The 14585-nt window shown below is 72.4% G+C and carries 15 protein-coding genes and 3 tRNA genes; 6 read left to right on the top strand and 12 right to left on the bottom strand.

Annotated features, from left to right (window positions below; genetic code table 11):
* Positions 1–44 precede the first annotated feature (44 nt).
* Positions 45–1589 carry an amidophosphoribosyltransferase gene (gene purF, locus M1R94_RS19100; RefSeq protein WP_249383326.1) on the top strand — a complete coding sequence of 515 codons (1545 nt, stop codon included), beginning with the start codon at positions 45–47 and terminating at the stop codon, positions 1587–1589.
* Complete coding sequence (gene purM, locus M1R94_RS19105; RefSeq protein WP_249383327.1) at positions 1586–2728, top strand: phosphoribosylformylglycinamidine cyclo-ligase; 1143 nt, start codon at positions 1586–1588, stop codon at positions 2726–2728. Before purF ends, purM begins: the two co-directional genes overlap by 4 nt.
* A gap of 132 nt (positions 2729–2860) precedes the next feature.
* Here the strand turns inward: purM and M1R94_RS19110 are convergent, their stop codons facing one another.
* From M1R94_RS19110 to M1R94_RS19135, 6 genes are all read right to left on the bottom strand, one after another.
* Positions 2861–3058, bottom strand: coding sequence for a DUF3073 domain-containing protein (locus M1R94_RS19110; RefSeq protein WP_249383328.1), 198 nt, complete (start codon positions 3056–3058; stop codon positions 2861–2863).
* Positions 3059–3259: 201 nt separating this feature from the next.
* Positions 3260–3559: a DUF3618 domain-containing protein gene (locus M1R94_RS19115; RefSeq protein WP_249383329.1), complete on the bottom strand. Its 300-nt coding sequence runs from the start codon at positions 3557–3559 to the stop codon at positions 3260–3262.
* Positions 3556–3972: a phage holin family protein gene (locus M1R94_RS19120; protein ID WP_249383330.1), complete on the bottom strand. Its 417-nt coding sequence runs from the start codon at positions 3970–3972 to the stop codon at positions 3556–3558. The genes M1R94_RS19115 and M1R94_RS19120 overlap by 4 nt, the downstream gene beginning before the upstream one ends.
* Positions 3973–4176: 204 nt before the next feature.
* Positions 4177–4252, bottom strand: a tRNA-Phe gene (locus M1R94_RS19125).
* A 40-nt stretch (positions 4253–4292) separates the two neighbouring features.
* Positions 4293–4366: transfer RNA gene (locus M1R94_RS19130), tRNA-Asp, on the bottom strand.
* Between the two features lie 63 nt (positions 4367–4429).
* Positions 4430–4502, bottom strand: a tRNA-Glu gene (locus M1R94_RS19135).
* 154 nt (positions 4503–4656) lie between these two features.
* On the opposite strand from M1R94_RS19135, the gene M1R94_RS19140 reads away from it, so the two are divergent.
* Both M1R94_RS19140 and M1R94_RS19145 read left to right on the top strand, forming a co-directional pair.
* The gene (locus M1R94_RS19140) at positions 4657–5001 is read left to right on the top strand and encodes a metallopeptidase family protein (protein WP_249383352.1); all 345 of its coding nucleotides are present in this window, start codon (positions 4657–4659) and stop codon (positions 4999–5001) included.
* Between the two features lie 9 nt (positions 5002–5010).
* A complete protein-coding gene (locus tag M1R94_RS19145; RefSeq protein WP_249383331.1) occupies positions 5011–5919 on the top strand; it encodes an LLM class flavin-dependent oxidoreductase in 909 nt (302 codons plus the stop codon).
* A 35-nt stretch (positions 5920–5954) separates the two neighbouring features.
* On the opposite strand, the gene galE is transcribed toward M1R94_RS19145, so the two are convergent.
* Positions 5955–6914 (bottom strand): UDP-glucose 4-epimerase GalE, encoded by a 960-nt coding sequence (galE, locus tag M1R94_RS19150; RefSeq protein ID WP_249383332.1) that lies wholly within the window; start codon positions 6912–6914, stop codon positions 5955–5957.
* A 207-nt stretch (positions 6915–7121) separates the two neighbouring features.
* Positions 7122–7388: a GlsB/YeaQ/YmgE family stress response membrane protein gene (locus M1R94_RS19155; protein WP_249383333.1), complete on the bottom strand. Its 267-nt coding sequence runs from the start codon at positions 7386–7388 to the stop codon at positions 7122–7124.
* 188 nt (positions 7389–7576) lie between these two features.
* On the opposite strand from M1R94_RS19155, the gene M1R94_RS19160 reads away from it, so the two are divergent.
* Together M1R94_RS19160 and M1R94_RS19165 are read left to right on the top strand one after the other, a co-directional pair.
* Entirely contained in the window at positions 7577–9265 is a 1689-nt protein-coding gene (locus tag M1R94_RS19160) for a mechanosensitive ion channel family protein (protein WP_249383334.1), read from the top strand.
* A gap of 159 nt (positions 9266–9424) precedes the next feature.
* Entirely contained in the window at positions 9425–9706 is a 282-nt protein-coding gene (locus M1R94_RS19165) for an adhesin (RefSeq protein WP_249383335.1), read from the top strand.
* A gap of 93 nt (positions 9707–9799) precedes the next feature.
* Here M1R94_RS19165 and M1R94_RS19170 read toward each other — a convergent pair whose 3' ends face one another.
* From M1R94_RS19170 to M1R94_RS19185, 4 genes are all read right to left on the bottom strand, one after another.
* A complete protein-coding gene (locus tag M1R94_RS19170) occupies positions 9800–10843 on the bottom strand; it encodes a hemolysin family protein (protein WP_249383336.1) in 1044 nt (347 codons plus the stop codon).
* Positions 10836–12206, bottom strand: a complete 1371-nt coding sequence (locus M1R94_RS19175; RefSeq protein ID WP_249383337.1) for a hemolysin family protein — start codon at positions 12204–12206, stop codon at positions 10836–10838. The genes M1R94_RS19170 and M1R94_RS19175 overlap by 8 nt, the downstream gene beginning before the upstream one ends.
* Positions 12207–12391: 185 nt before the next feature.
* The gene (locus M1R94_RS19180) at positions 12392–13327 is read right to left on the bottom strand and encodes a phosphotransferase (RefSeq protein ID WP_249383338.1); all 936 of its coding nucleotides are present in this window, start codon (positions 13325–13327) and stop codon (positions 12392–12394) included.
* Complete coding sequence (locus tag M1R94_RS19185; protein ID WP_249383339.1) at positions 13324–14505, bottom strand: EAL domain-containing protein; 1182 nt, start codon at positions 14503–14505, stop codon at positions 13324–13326. The genes M1R94_RS19180 and M1R94_RS19185 overlap by 4 nt, the downstream gene beginning before the upstream one ends.
* Between the last annotated feature and the right edge of the window lie 80 nt (positions 14506–14585).

Here is a 14585-nt window from a genome sequence, read left to right on the forward strand (position 1 = left end):
GTCTGCGGGCGCGATCCCCGGCGACCCTGTGCGACGATGAGCGCGTGGCCCGTGGTGACGGACGACTGACTCATGACCTGCTCCCTGGCGAGAAAGGTCCCCAAGACGCCTGTGGTGTCTTCGGGGTCTGGGCTCCCGGCGAGGAGGTGTCCAAGCTCACCTACTTCGGCCTCTACGCCCTCCAGCACCGCGGCCAGGAGTCGGCGGGGATCGCGACCTCGAACGGCGAGCAGCTGCTGGTCTACAAGGACATGGGCCTGGTCTCGCAGGTCTTCGACGAGACCGCCCTCAACGCCCTGACCGGGCACCTCGCGATCGGCCACACCCGCTACTCCACGACCGGTGCCTCGGTCTGGGAGAACGCCCAGCCGACGCTGGGAGCCACCGCGGGCGGCACGGTCGCCCTGGGGCACAACGGGAACCTCACGAACTCGGCCGAGCTGGTCGACCTGGTCGCCGAGCGGTACGGCTCGCAGCGTCGCAGCGAGCTCGGGCGGGGCAACACCACCGACACCGCGCTGATCACCGCGCTGCTGGCCGGTGACCCCGACCACACCCTCGAGGCGACGGCCCTCGAGGTGCTCCCCAGGCTCCGTGGTGCCTTCTCGCTGGTGTTCATGGACGAGCACACCCTGTACGCCGCCCGCGACCCGCACGGCGTGCGTCCGCTGGTGCTGGGCCGGCTCGAGCGTGGCTGGGTCGTGGCGAGCGAGACCGCCGCGCTGGACATCGTCGGGGCCTCGTTCGTGCGGGAGGTCGAGCCCGGCGAGTTCATCGCGATCGACGCCGACGGCCTGCGCACCCAGCGGTTCGCCCCGGCAACACCCACCGGCTGCGTCTTCGAGTACGTGTACCTGGCGCGCCCCGACACGACGATCGCCGGTCGCTCGACCCACGCCGCGCGGGTCGAGATGGGCCGTACGCTGGCCCGCGAGTTCCCGGTCGAGGCCGACCTGGTGATCCCGGTCCCCGAGTCGGGCACGCCCGCCGCGATCGGGTACGCGGCCGAGTCGGGCATCCGCTACGCCCAGGGACTGACCAAGAACGCCTACGTGGGCCGCACCTTCATCCAGCCGTCGCAGACGCTGCGCCAGCTGGGCATCCGGCTCAAGCTCAACCCGCTGCGCGACGTCATCCGCGGGCAGCGGCTCGTGGTCGTGGACGACTCGATCGTCCGGGGCAACACCCAGCGGGCACTGGTGCGGATGCTCCGCGAGGCGGGCGCCGCCGAGATCCACGTGCGCATCTCCTCGCCGCCCGTCCGGTGGCCCTGCTTCTACGGCATCGACTTCGCCTCGCGTGCCGAGCTGATCGCCACCGGGCTGTCCCCCGAGGAGGTCGGCAGGTCGATCGACGCCGACTCGTTGGGCTACATCTCGCTCGAGGGCATGGTCGCCGCGACCGAGCAGCCCTCGTCCCAGCTCTGCACGGCCTGCTTCAGCGGGCACTACCCGATCGAGCTGCCCCCCGCGGACCGGCTGGGCAAGAACCTGCTCGAGCAGAGCGAGCTGCCGCTGGGTGCCCCCGAGGACGGCCTGTCCTCGTTGTCGGTCTCGAGCGGTGGCGCAGGCGCGCTCGACCACCCGTGAGCGGCCCCGCCCCGGTGAGCGGCGCCGCTCCCGAAGGGGTGACCTACGCCTCGGCCGGGGTCGACACCGAGGCCGGTGACCTGGCCGTCGAGCTGATGAAGGGCGCGGTGCGTGCCACCCACGGCCCGCAGGTGCTGGGCGGGGTGGGCGGCTTCGCCGGCCTGTACGACTTCTCTGCGGTCAGCACGTACCGTCGGCCGCTGCTGGCCACCTCGACCGACGGTGTGGGCACCAAGGTCGCCATCGCGCAGGCGATGGACGTCCACCACACCATCGGGTTCGACCTGGTCGGCATGGTCGTCGACGACATCGTCGTGGTCGGCGCGACCCCCTTGTTCATGACCGACTACATCGCGACCGGCAAGGTGGTCCCGCAGCGCATCGCGGACATCGTGCGCGGCATCGCCGAGGCGTGCACGGTGGCCGGCACGGCCCTGGTGGGTGGTGAGACCGCCGAGCACCCCGGGCTGCTCGCCCCCGACGAGTACGACGTGGCAGGAGCTGCCACCGGTGTGGTCGAGGCCGACGAGCTGCTCGGGCCCGAACGGGTACGGGCGGGGGACGTCCTGGTCGCGATGGGCTCCTCGGGGCTGCACTCCAACGGCTACTCGTTGGTGCGCGCCGTCGTGCGGCAGGCGGGCTGGGACCTGGGGCGGCACGTGCCCGAGTTCGGTCGCACGCTCGGCGAGGAGCTCCTCGAGCCCACCCGGGTGTACGCGCTCGACTGCCTGGCGCTGGCGCACGAGCCGGCGGCCCAGGTGCACGCCTTCACGCACGTCACCGGGGGTGGGCTGGCGGCCAACCTCGCCCGGGTGCTGCCTCGGGGCCTGGTGGCCACGGTCGACCGCGGCTCGTGGGTGGTGCCGCCGGTGTTCAGCGTGGTCCGTGACCTGGGCGGTGTGCCACGTCACGACCTCGAGAGCACCCTCAACCTCGGCGTGGGCATGGTGGCCGTCGTCGGGCCCGAGGGCGTCGACCGGGCGTTGGCGCTGTGCGCTGCCCGGGGCGTCGAGGCGTGGGTGCTGGGATCTGTCAAGCAGTCCGACGGCGTCGCCGCAGGGTCGGGCGCGGTGGTCTCGGGGACCAAGGGTGTCGACGGTGGTGCGGTGCTGATGGCCGGGGACTACCGCACGAGCTGACGCCCGGGATGCCGGTCAGTGCTCACCGGGAACGATCCGGGCGACGCTGGTGACCGCCACCTGGGAGTTGCCCGTCGTCGCCACCTCGGAGCGGCTGCGGGCGTGCCCGTCACCGCTCCCTGGCGACGGTGGTCAGTCGTCGTCCGACCACACCTCGGAGACATCGTCGGTGTCGTCGACCGGGGCCGGGCGGCTCTCGGTCGCGACGTCGCTGCGGCGTCCACCAGACGTGAGCTCCTGCTCGAGGGCTCGGTAGTTCGGCTCGTAGCTGGAGTACTTCAGCTCGCGAGCGACCTTGGTCTGCTTAGCCTTCTGACGGCCGCGCCCCATGGCATCGACCCCCTCTTACGTCACAGCGGGGCGGCAACGTGCTCACACGTGCGGCCCCGGGATTGGTGTCTCTCTCGTCGTGCGACAACCGTACATCGTCCTCGCCTATTCCGGCGACTCCCCGAGGCCCCCGACCGGGTGGACTCGGCCGCAACGACCGACCGAGTCCCGACCCGTGTGAAGGACCCGTGGAGGGAGTGGTCAGAGCTTGCGGACGACCGCTGCGGTCACCAGTGCGGCGATCGCGGCGCCGGCGCCCAGGACGACCCACCCCTTGGTGGTCGCGGGCTGCTCACCGGGCAGCAGGGGGTCACCGGTCACCCGGCGACGCAGGTCGCCGAGCGCGGCCTTGGCCTCGTCGCGCGCCTCCTCGGCCTGGACGCGGGGGTCGAGCCGTTCGGAGAGCTGGTCCACCGTGGCCTGGAGCTCGGCGCGGGTGCGAGCGATCTCCGCCTCGATCTCCTGCGGGGTGGTGGCGGGCTTGGCGGGGGTGGTGCTCATGAGCTGAGACCTTCCTTGATGGCGTCGACGTCACGCTTGACGCCTTCGGTGGCACGCTCGGGGACGGGCGGGACGCCCTGGGAGACGGCCTTCTTGCCCAGCAGGGCGAGCACCGCCGCGATGATGAGCAGGACCAGACCCACGATGAGGGCTGCGAGCCAGGCCGGGACGGCGTTGGCGAGCCCGAGGATCGCGGTCGTGATGAGCACCGCCAGCGCGAAGAACCCGAGCAGCGCGGCGCCGACGAAGAGACCCACGCCGATCGCGGCGTGCTTGGCCTTCTCGGCCATCTCGGCCTTGGCCAGCCGGATCTCGTCGCGGATCAGCTGGGAGAGCTTGTCCGAGAGGGTCGCCACGAGCTCACCGATGCTCGGGCGGGCCTCGGGCCCGCGGGTGGTGTGCGTGCTGGTCACCTCATCACGTCCTTCGTCTGTCTGTCGTGCGGCGCCGGCGTCGAGCCAGGATCGCGCCGCTGGTGGCACCAGCCAACCGGTCCGGGGCCGGTTCGGCAATCGGGACCATGGTCCTTCCGGTCGCGGTCGCCCGCGACCTGGGACGACGACGCCCCACCGGCGCCGGTCGGGTCCGGGCGGGTGGGGCGCGTGTGGTGGTCGAGCTGGTGGCCAGACGCGGTTTCGAACCGCGGACCTTTCGATTTTCAGTCGAACGCTCTACCAACTGAGCTATCTGGCCAGACACCGACGCCCGGCCAGATGACCGGGCGGACGATGAGCGACCCCGACGGGACTTGAACCCGCGACCTCCGCCGTGACAGGGCGGCGCGCTAACCAACTGCGCTACGGGGCCTTGTGGTGAGACAAGGTACCTGAGTCGTGCTGATCCTGCTGTCGTGCTGAGCCGAGAGGCTCGTACCCCCAACGGGATTCGAACCCGTGCTACCGCCGTGAAAGGGCGGGGTCCTAGGCCGCTAGACGATGGGGGCCGTGTCACGGACGCCCGTGACGTCAAGCGTCGCAAGACCTCGGAAAGCATACGGGTAGACCGCAGGATCTCCAAAGCGGGTGCTGCGGGTGGGCGGTCGGGTGCCGCGGGCGCCCGCGCAGGGACGACTCTGGGACGATGGCCCGGTGGTGGACATGACGCGCGAGGACTTCGAGGACGCGGTCCGTGACGCCCTCGACCTGATCCCGCCCGAGCTCGCCGCGCAGATCGACAACGTCGTGGTGCTGGTCGAGGACGATCCGCCCGACGGCGAGCCCGAGCTGCTGGGTGTGTACGAGGGCGTCGCGCTCACCGAGCGTGACCTCTGGTGGGACGCGGGCTCGCTCCCTGACCGGATCACGATCTTCCGCAACCCGACCCTCGCGATCTGCGAGACGGTCGAGGAGGTGGTCGAGGAGGTCGCGGTGACGGTGGTCCACGAGATCGCCCACCACTTCGGCATCGACGACGAGCGCCTGCACGCGCTCGGCTGGGCCTGAGGAGGGCGCATGAGGATCGGGATCGTCCTGCTGCCGCAGGACAGGTGGGCCGTGGCCAAGGGGCGGTGGCAGCGGGCCGAGGAGTACGGCTTCGACCACGCGTGGACCTACGACCACCTGGCCTGGCAGTCGCTGGCCGACGAGCCGTGGTTCGCGACGGTGCCGTTGCTGGCCGCCGCCGCTGTCGTGACCGAGAGGATCCCGCTGGGGACCTGGGTGGCGAGCCCCAACTACCGCCACCCGGTGCCCTTCGCCAAGGAGGTCATGGCACTCGACGACCTGAGCGAGGGGCGCCTGCTGCTGGGTCTTGGTGCCGGCGGCACCGGCTTCGACGCGTCGGTGCTCGGTCCGCCGGTGTCCCCCCGGGTGCGCGCGGACAGGTTCGAGGAGTTCGTGGTGATGCTCGACGAGCTGCTCACCCACCCGGTCACCGAGCGGTCCGGGGAGCACTTCTCGGCGCACGGTGCCCGCATGCTGCCCGGTTGTGTGCAGACGCCCCGGGTGCCCTTCGTGATGGCTGCCAACGGGCCACGAGCGGTGCGCCTGGCGGCACGCTTCGGGCAGGGCTGGGCCACGTACGGACATCCGCCCGACATGGCTGCCGCGACGAGCGTGGCGCAGGCCCAGGAGGAGTGGTGGGACGGTCTCGCGGGGCTGGTGGCGCGCTTCGAGGAGGCTGCGCGCGAGGCGGGTCGTGACCCGGCAGGGATCGACCGGTACCTCAACGTCGACGCGGCCCCGGTCTACTCGCTGGAGTCCGTCGGGGTGCTCGAGGAGGGGGTTCGGCGGGCTGCGGCGCTCGGGTTCACCGACGTCGTCGTGCACTGGCCCCGCGAGCACGGGATCTACGCGGGGAGCGAGTCGGTGCTCGAGGAGGTCGCCGCGCGCCTGCCAGGGCTGCGCGCTGCCGGGGGCTGAGGGGGCGCGTGGCCCGAGGTCTGAGGGGGCGCAGGTCAGGCGGCGCTGCGGGCCTGCCAGGCGCTCGCGACCATGTCGTGCAGCGTGTGCCGCATCTGCCAGTCGAGGTCGCGGGAGGCGAGCTCTCCCGAGGCGACGATGCGTGCGGGGTCTCCCGCGCGGCGAGGCCCGGTCTCGGGCTCGAAGGGGATGCCGGTGACGTCGGCCATCGCGGTCATGATCTGGCGCACCGAGACCCCGTCCCCGCTGCCGAGGTTGTAGACCGGTTCGAGGGTGCCACCGCCGTCGAGCACCTCGGCGGCGGTCACATGGGAGTGCGCGAGGTCGGCGACGTGGATGTAGTCACGGACGCAGGTGCCGTCCGGCGTGTCGTAGTCGGTGCCGTTGATGCGGGGCGTGCGGCCCTCGACCAGGGCGTCGAGCACCAGCGGGAAGAGGTTGTGCGGGCTCGAGTCGTACAGGTCGGGTCGTCCTGACCCCACGACGTTGAAGTACCGCAGCGAGGTGTGGCGCAGGCCGGTGGCGCGGGCCTGGTCGGCCAGCAGCCACTCGCCGATCAGCTTGCTCTCCCCGTAGGGGGACTCGGGCCTGGTCGCGGTGGCCTCGGTGACGAGGTCGGTCTGCGGGGTGCCGTAGACCGCGGCCGAGGAGGAGAAGACGATGGCGTCGGTCCCGGCGCTGCCCATCGCGCGCAGCAGGTTCACCGTGCCGGTGACGTTCTGCTCGTAGGTGTGCAGCGGGCGGTCGACGCTCACGCCGGCGTACTTGAAGCCGGCGAGGTGCACCACGCCGCTCACCGCGTGCTCGCGCAGGGTGGTCGTGAGCAGGGCCTCGTCCAGGAGGCTGCCCCGCACGAAGGGGGTGCCGGCCGGGACGAACTCCGCGTGCCCGCTGGACAGGTCGTCGAGCACCACGACCTGCAGCCCGCGATCGAGGAAGGCCTGCACCACGTGCGACCCGATGTACCCGGCTCCGCCTGTCACCATCCATGTCATGGCGGCATGATACCAACAATAATCAAGAAATATCAACAAACCCGAACAGTACAGAAGGCGGCGGGGGAGGGTGTCCTGGTACCCGCACGCACCGGGGCGCGGTGGCCGGGTGACCACCGCGCCCCGGGACCCCGAGGAGAGGTCGTGGTGCTGCGCGTGCCGGTCGTCCGGGTCAGCCGGTCGTCTCGTGCGCGCGGGCTGTCCGGCTCAGCGGGTCTTGCGGCTTCCGAGCAGGCGCGAGGCGATGATGACGCCGACCACAGCGAGCCCGATCTGGACCAGCAGCTCGAGGATGCTGAAGCCGTCGACGTCCGTGGCCGCCTGGACGATGGCCGTGCCGATCAGCGCGGCGAGGATGCCGACGATGATGGTCGCGATGATCGAGATGTCCTGCTTGCCGGGCGCGAACAGGCGCCCGAGGGCTCCGATGATCGCGCCGATGACGATGGCGGTGATGAAGCCGGTGATGGTCACGGTGGTGCCCTTCTGTCTGTCGGCCCCCGCCGGGTGCGGCAGGGGTCCAGGCCCTGTGGGCCGGTCTGCGAGAGGTGCACCGGGACGCTAGACCCGCTCAGGTGTCCCCGCACCTCGAACCCCACGCGTCAGTGGCCGGTACCCGTCGGCAGGAGCGCGACGGGCCGTGGAGGTCCTAGCCTGAACGGGTGACGCCACACCTTGCTGCCCGGCTCGCGGCCGTCGACGACGCCGAGTCCGACATCGTCCTGAACGAACCCGTCTCGGCGGTGGTCGCCGTGCTCGTGGTCGCCGCCGCGCTGGTGGTCGCCCTCGTGCTGGCCGAGGTCGTCGCCGCGGTGGTCCGGGCCAGCGGTCGCCGTCGTCCGCGCCTGGCCAAGAACCTGGCCCGGCGGGGGCGCCTGCCGCTGCGCGCTGTGCTCATGGTCTGCACCGTGTGGGTCGCGGTGCGCCTGCTCGGCCGGTCCCCGGTCGGCGAGGAGTTCCCGGCCTGGCGGCCCGCGGTCGAGCACCTGCTGCTCATCCTGCTGATCCTGAGCGTCGCCTGGCTCATCGGGGCGCTGGCCTTCGTGATCGAGGACTCGGCGATGGACCGCTACCGCACGGACGTGCCCGACAACCGGCACGCCCGACGGGTCCGCACCCAGGTGATGGTGCTGCGCAGGCTCACCGTCGCGGTGCTGGTCGTCTGCGCCGTGGCCGGTGTGCTGCTGACGTTCCCGGGGGCGCGCGCCGCCGGGGCCGGTGTGCTGGCCTCGGCCGGTCTGGTCTCGGTGGTCGTCGGCCTGGCCGCCCAGACCTCCCTGGCCAACGTGTTCGCCGGCATGCAGCTGGCCTTCACCGACGCCGTGCGGGTCGACGACGTCGTGGTGGTCGACGGCGAGTGGGGCCGGATCGAGGAGATCACGATGACGTACGTCGTGGTCCACATCTGGGACGACAGGCGGCTGATCCTGCCCTCGACCTACTTCACGACCACGCCCTTCCAGAACTGGACCCGGCGCCAGGCGGACCTGCTCGGGACCGTCGAGATGGACCTCGACTGGGCCGTCCCGGTCGCGGCGATGCGCGCCGAGCTCACCCGCGTCCTGTCGGCCAGCGACCTGTGGGACCACCGCGTGGGGGTGCTGCAGGTCACCGAGGCCGTCAACGGCGCGGTCCGCGTGCGGGCCCTGGCGAGCGCCGTGGACGCCCCGACCCTGTTCGACCTTCGCTGCCACGTGCGCGAGCAGCTCGTCGCGTGGCTGCAGCGCGAGCACCCCGAGGCCCTCCCGCGTACCCGCCTGGCGCAGGTCGCCGAGCACATCACCCCCGCGACGCCCGATGACGACCAGGCGCGCGCAGCCGCCGCCCGCCGGGCCGCCCCGCCGTCGCAGGAGGACGACGTCCGCACGCCCTTCCCCGAGCCGTCCACGACCACGACGGGTGAGGTGGTGGTCGAGCAGGACCAGGAGGGCCGTCCTGCGCAGGCCGACCCCGACGCGGCCGGGGCCGAGACACCTCGCACCGAGGCTGAGACACCTCGCACCGAGGCCGCGGCACCCCGTACCGGGGCCGAGGCACCGGCCCGGTCGTCCGACCGTCCCCTGGCACCCGAGCCGGACCCGACGCAGCGCATCCCCGCGCAGCCGGCCGGACCCGTCGCCGGACCGTCCGGGCAGCACGTGGCCACCGTGGTGCGTCGTCGTCGCTCGACCCGGCAGCTCGCCGACGACACGGTGCTGCTCGACGAGGGACGGGACTCCCGGCTGTTCACCGGGAGCATCGGTGCGGTCGAGCGGTCCAAGGCGTTCTCCGGCCCGGGGAAGGACGTCATCGCCGAGCGTGAGCGCACCGCCGAGGGACTGCCCGCGACGCCCGGCGAGGACGAGGACTGACGGTCGGCGGGTGTCCGCTGGGTGGACGATCACGGCCGACCACTTGCAGGCCCCGTCCGATCGCGACACGGTGGATGAGCCCGAGACGCAGTGTTCGCGCACCCGCCCGACCGGCGGGAGTGCCCGACGTCTTCGATCGCACACCCCGAAGGAGCACTCATGCTCACCCTGACCGACAACGCCCGTCACGCCGTCCAGGACATCTCCCAGCGCGCCGGACTCCCCGACGAGGGTGGTCTGCGGATCGCCGAGTCGACCGCCCAGGTGGGCAACTTCGAGCTCTCGCTGGTTCCCGCACCGGTCGAGGGTGACGAGGTCATCGAGGCCGAGGGCGCCCGTGTCTTCGTCGAGCCCACCACCTCCACGGTGCTGGCCGACCAGCAGCTCGACGCCGCGCCGTCGGCCGAGGGCACCGGCTTCCTGCTCGCCCCCCAGGGCTGAGCGCAGCAGCACCGCAGCACCCACGACGGGGACCATCCGGCTCAGGCCGGGCGGTCCCCGTCGTCATGTGCGGGTCAGGTCGTCAGGTACGGGTCAGCCGGTCCCTGCCTGGGCGGCGTCGGCGACCTCACCGACCAGACGCTCGACCACGTCCTCGAGCATCGCGGCCCCGACGACCTCACCCTCGTGGGTGACCAGCGCGACGTGCGCGCCGCGGGCCTGCATCGCGGTCAGCGCGGCGTCGAGGGTCGTCTCGGCGGGGATGCTCGCGAGCGGGCGGATCCAACGGGGAGCAACCGGCTTGGTGGCGTCCTCGACGGAGACGCTCAGCAGGTCCTTGAGGTGCACGTAGCCGACGAGGGAGCCGTCGCGCCCCGCCACCGGGAAGCGGGAGAACCCGGTCCGGACGCACTCCGCCTCGGCCTGGGCCGAGGTGACGCCGTGCGGGAGCACCACGAGGTCGGCGCGCGGCACGGCGACCGCCGCGACCGTCTCGACGCTGATGTTCAGGGCGCTGGCCAGGAGGCTGTGCTCCTCCTCGTCGAGCAGGCCCTCCTGGCGGGACTCGGCGATGAACGCCGCGACCTCGTCGGCCGTGAAGACCGACGTGACCTCGTCCTTGGGGGAGACCCTCAGCGCCCGCAGGACGACGTTCGCCACCCAGTTGAGGAACACGATGAGCGGCTTGAGCACCATGACGACGCCGTAGAGGGCCGGTCCCAGCGCGAGGGCAGAACGTTCCGGCCCGGCGATGGCGATGTTCTTGGGCACCATCTCGCCGAGCACCATGTGCAGGAAGACCACGATCGCCAGGGCGACGGTGAAGGCGATGCCGTGCAGCAACGGCCCGGAGACGCCGATCGCCGCGAGCGGGACCTCCAGCAGGTGGGCCACAGCCGGCTCGCCGATGGCACCCAGTCCCAGCGAGCACATGGTGATGCCGAGCTGGGCGCCGGCCATCATCAGCGAGACGTTCTCCATGGCCCGCAGGGTCAGGCGCGCCGAGCGCGACCCCTCGGCGGCCCGCGGCTCGATCTGGGTGCGGCGGGCCGAGATGAGCGCGAACTCGGCCCCGACGAAGAAGGCGTTCCCGGCGAGCAGCGCCACGGCGATCAGCAGCGCGGTGGTGTCAGCCACGGTCGTCCTCCTCGTGGTCCGGGATGTCCGCCGAGAGCACCAGGCGGTCCACCCGGCGCCCGTCCAGGCGGGTGACCTGCAGCCGCACCCTCACGGGGGTGGCGATGCCGTCGTCGTCGGGGTGCTCGGTGTCGCGGGCGTCGAGGACGACCTCGTCACCGATCTCGGGGAAGCGCTCGAGGCGTTCGGTGACCAGGCCGCCCAGGGTGTCGGACTCGCGCCCGTCGGGCAGGTCCAGGCCGGTGATCTCTCCGGCCTCGTCGGGCCGGAGCAGGCCGGAGAGCGACCAGCGGCCGTCGGTCAGGCGGCGGTGCCGCCCCAGCGGGCGGTCCTGCTCGTCCTCGATCTCGCCGACGATCTCCTCGACGAGGTCCTCGAGGGTCACGATGCCGTCGGTGCCGCCGTACTCGTCGACCACGACCGCGAGCTGCATGCCCTCGCGCAGGACCTCGAGCACCGCGTCGAGCGGCATCGTCGAGGGCACCGCGTGCGAGGCCCGCGCGATCTCGCCGACCGTGCGCAGGTCACGCTCGTCGGCCGGGACAGCCAGGGCGTGCTTGAAGTGCACCACCCCGACGACGTCGTCGACGTCCTCGCCGAGGACCGGGAAGCGGGCGTGGCCGGTGCGGGCCGCGAGCCGCAGGACGTCGCTCACCGGGTCGGTGGCGTCCACGAACCGCACCCGGGGGCGTGGGGTCATCGCGTCGGACGCGGTGCGCTCGCCCAGCTCGACCGAGTGGGCCAGCCGACGCGCGACCTGGGTGTCCAGCAGACCCCGCTGGGCCGAACGGGCCACCAGGGCGCCGAGCTCCTGGGCCGAGCGGGCCGAGGCGAGCTCCTCCTGGGGTTCGATCCCCAGGGCCCGGACGATGCGGTTGGCCGAGCCGTTGAGGAAGCGGATGAGCGGGCCGGTGATCCAGGTGAAGCCGCGCTGGAGGTCGGAGACCGCGCGACCCACCCGGACCGGCTCGGCGATGGCCCAGTTCTTGGGGACGAGCTCCCCGAAGATCATCTGGGTCGAGGTGGCGATCATGAAGGCTGCGGCGAACGCGATGCCGGACGCGGTCGCGTCGGGCAGGGCAGTCCGCTCGAGGGGCCCCCGCAGCAGCGTCGCGATCGAAGGTTCGGCGATGAAGCCGACCACCAGGCTGGTCACGGTGATGCCCAGCTGGGCGCCGGAGAGCTGGGTGGACAGCGAGCGCAGGGCGGTCCGGACCGAGGACGCTCGACGGTCACCCTCGTCGGCGAGGCGCGCGATGGTGGGCCGGTCAGCGGTGACGAGGGCGAACTCGGCCGCCACGAACACGGCGTTCGCGGCGATCAGGACGACGACCAGGAGGAGCAGGAGCCACTCGGCGCTCACCGGCGCCTCGCCCGGCTGGGGGTGAGCGGTGACTCGTGGTCAGGTGCGGAGGCGGCCCCGGAGGGCCCCGTACTTGAGGGGATGGCGTCCATGGGCCGAAAGGATACGGCCTGAGGGTCGTTCCATCACAGTGGCGGACGACGTGCTCCCCGGCCGTGCCCGCGAAGGGCTTCCGCGCGTGCTGCTCAGCGGGCGGCGCGGGACAGGCCGGCCAACGCCTGGGTACGCAGAGGTTCGAGCCCTTCGGCGGTGGCGTGCTCGGTGAGCGCCGCGTTGATGTGGACCGCGAGCACCCGAGCCCGCAGCTCGGCCTCCGCGTCGATCGGTCCGTAGGCCTCGACGAATGCCGTGCGGGCCTCGCCCTGGAACACCCCGAAGGCCACCGACAGGTCGACCGTGGGGTCGGCGAGGGCCACGTCACCCCAGTCGATGACGCCCGTCACCCGGTGCACCCCGTCCCGCTGGTCCACCAGGACGTGACGGGTGTGGAGATCGCCGTGCACCAGCACCGGGGGCCGGCCGGACGGGGTGGCGTGCGACGCCGTCTCGAGCAGCGCTGCGACCCGGGGGTCCGGCTCCCACGCGCCGGCGTCCGCCAGCCGCTCGAGACGCCCACGGGCGCGGGCGGCAACGTGAGCGGGGTCGCCCCTGCGCATCGGGTCCACGGGGAGCGGGTGCACCGCAGCGACCCCAGCGGCGACGTCGGGCGAGTGCAGCTCCCGCAGGAACCGCCCGAGGTCGACCGCCAGTGCGGTGCGGGCGTCGTCGGGGACCCGGGCCGCGGCGAGCTCGGTGCCGGGCAGGTGCCGGGCGCCCCAGAACGGCCAGGGGACCTCGGGGGTGGGGCGGCCCAGGTAGCGCGGGTGGGGGATCGGCAGCGGAAGACTGCCGGCCAGGGCGAGCAGCACCGCACGTTCCCGGTGGGCACCGGGGACCGCGACCCCGCGGTGGATGAACCGGAACACCCAGTCGCTGCCGATCCGCAGCACCACGTTGTCCCACCCGGCGTCGAAGGCGCGCACCGGCTGCCCCGCGAGCTCGGGGAACTGGTCGGCGACGGTGCGGGCAGCCAGGTCGAGGCCGATCTCGATCTCGGGTCGCCACTCGGGGTGGGCGCTCACCGTGCCGGGCCGCGCAACGACGCGATGACCGCACTGGTCGGGGGAGCGGGCAGCTGGCCTGGTCGACCCACGAGGTAGCCCTGCACGCTGTGCGCACCCATGGTCGACCAGATGCTCAGGTCCACCAGCTCCTCGATGCCCTCGACCACGAGCTCGGCCCCCGCCTTGCGGACGAACTCGATCACCGAACCGGCCAGTGCCCGGCGCAGGGGACTGGTGGCCAGCCCCTGCGCGAGCGAGAGGTCGAGCTTGATGATGTCGGGGGCGAGCTCGACGATGTGCTGCAGGCTCGCGAAGCCGGCCCCGGCGTCGTCCACGGCGACCTTCAGACCGGCGGCCCGCAGCGCCGCCAGCTCGCGCGTGAGCAGGTGGTAGTCCTCGATGACGTCGTGCTCGGTGATCTCCACGGTGAGGTCGTGCGGCCACTCGGTCAGCATCGACACGAGCCGTGGGTCGGCCAGCGCCTCGGGGGAGGCGTTGACCGACAGCCCGACGTGCGAGGGCAGACTCCCGGCGGCCTCGAGCGCCGCCTCGATCGCGGCGGTCTCGAGCTCCTCGCGTCGCCCCACGGCGGCGGCAGCGGCGAACCAGACGTCCGGGGTCCGGTAGGGCTCGACGTCGAACCGGGTCAGCGCCTCGACCGCGACGAGGTGCCCGCCGGACAACGAGTAGATCGGTTGGAACACGGGATGGAAGCGACGCGAGTCGATGACCTCGTCCACCAGGTCGACGAGGTCACCGTCGATCGCGGGCAGGGTCGGGTGCCCGGCGGCGAAGGTCCGGCGGACCTCCTCGTGCAGCTCGAGCTCGTACCGCCGCTCACGCAGCGCGAGCGACCCGCTCGTCACGGCGCCGACGACCACGAACATCACGCCGCGCACCAGCCAGGCCGACACGCTCTGCGACTCCCCCGTGGTGGTGTCCAGGGGCATCAGGGGCCCGCACAGCACCGCTGCGACCACCGCCGTGGAGGTCGCCCCGCGGAACCCGAACGGGAGGGTCGCCAGGATGATCGGGACGTAGAAGAGGTGCGGCATCGCCGAGCGTGAACCCCCGAAGGAGTAGACCGCCAGCCACGACCCGGCCAGGAGAGCCGCGAGGACCAGCAGCGCGAGCCAGACCGGCACGGCACCCGTGCGCCGTGCGACCCGGCCCACCCAGGTGGGCCGCGTCGGCATGCGTCGAGCGCGTGCCGGTCTCTTCGCTGTGCTCGAGGTCATGGTCGTCCGTCTCATCGAGCGCCGTCCGTATGACTCAC

Origin of the sequence: Actinotalea alkalitolerans (assembly GCF_023369855.1) — a bacterium.
Taxonomy (GTDB): domain Bacteria; phylum Actinomycetota; class Actinomycetes; order Actinomycetales; family Cellulomonadaceae; genus Actinotalea.

What these genes read in the sequence shown, in the direction of transcription:
- M1R94_RS19145 (WP_249383331.1), top strand. Translation starts at nt 5,011, where the DNA reads ATGAGGATCGGGATCGTCCTGCTGCCGCAGGACAGGTGGGCCGTGGCC.
- M1R94_RS19140 (WP_249383352.1), top strand. Translation starts at nt 4,657, where the DNA reads ATGACGCGCGAGGACTTCGAGGACGCGGTCCGTGACGCCCTCGACCTG.
- galE (WP_249383332.1), bottom strand. Translation starts at nt 6,914, where the DNA reads ATGACATGGATGGTGACAGGCGGAGCCGGGTACATCGGGTCGCACGTG.
- M1R94_RS19185 (WP_249383339.1), bottom strand. Translation starts at nt 14,505, where the DNA reads ATGCCGACGCGGCCCACCTGGGTGGGCCGGGTCGCACGGCGCACGGGT.
- M1R94_RS19110 (WP_249383328.1), bottom strand. Translation starts at nt 3,058, where the DNA reads ATGGGGCGCGGCCGTCAGAAGGCTAAGCAGACCAAGGTCGCTCGCGAG.
- M1R94_RS19115 (WP_249383329.1), bottom strand. Translation starts at nt 3,559, where the DNA reads ATGAGCACCACCCCCGCCAAGCCCGCCACCACCCCGCAGGAGATCGAG.
- M1R94_RS19165 (WP_249383335.1), top strand. Translation starts at nt 9,425, where the DNA reads ATGCTCACCCTGACCGACAACGCCCGTCACGCCGTCCAGGACATCTCC.